We start from the raw sequence: 784 nt of genomic DNA, 5'->3' as shown, positions 1-784 counted from the left end.
GCGCCCGCGCCCCCGCCGCGCCCGAGGCGGCGCGCCCCGGCCGCGCATGAGCGCGACGCTCTACCTCGACGCCAACGCCACCGAGCCGCTGCGGCCGGAGGCGCGGGCGGCCGTCATCGCGGCGCTGGACCTGCCGGGCAATCCTTCCTCGGTCCATGCCGAGGGTCGGGCCGCGCGGCGGGCGCTGGAAGACGCGCGGGCGCGCCTTGCCGCCCGGTTCGGCGCGCGGCCGCAGGACGTGGTCTTCACCTCGGGCGGGACCGAGGCGAATGCGCTCGCGATCCGCGCCCTGGCCGCCGGGCGCCGCGTGCTGGCCGGCGCCACCGAACACCCCGCGGTGCTGCGTGCGGTGCCGGAGGCCGCGCTGCTGCCAGTGCGCGCCGACGGCAGGATCGACCTCGCGGCGCTCGAGGCGGCGCTCGCCACGGCGGGCCCGGCCCTGGTCTGCCTGATGGCGGCGAACAACGAGACCGGCGTGCTGCATCCGCTGGAGGACGCCGCCGCGATCTGCCGCCGCCATGGCGCGCTGCTGCATGTGGACGCGGTGCAGGCCGCCGGGCGCGTCGCGACATTGCGGGAAGATTACGACGCCGACACGATGACGCTGTCGGGCCACAAGATGGGCGGGCCCAAGGGCGCGGGGGCGCTGCTGCTCCGTCCGGGCCTCGATCTCGCGCCGCCGATGGCAGGCGGCGGGCAGGAACGCGGCCGCCGCGGCGGGACCGAGCCCTTGCCGGCGATCATGGGCCTCGCCGCCGCGGCCGAGGCCGCGCGGCCCGAGCAT

The 784-nt window shown here is 78.6% G+C and carries 1 protein-coding gene; it reads left to right on the top strand.

Annotated features, from left to right (window positions below; genetic code table 11):
- Positions 1–46: 46 nt before the first annotated feature.
- On the top strand, positions 47–784 hold a 738-nt coding region (locus GXW76_RS25480; RefSeq protein ID WP_211864934.1), incomplete at its 3' end, for a cysteine desulfurase family protein.

It is taken from the genome of Neoroseomonas soli (assembly GCF_018129065.1).
In the GTDB taxonomy this organism is placed as follows: Bacteria; Pseudomonadota; Alphaproteobacteria; order Acetobacterales; family Acetobacteraceae; genus Neoroseomonas; species Neoroseomonas soli.
Note: the sequence above shows the minus strand (reverse complement) of the source record. Positions and strands in the feature narration are given on the sequence as shown.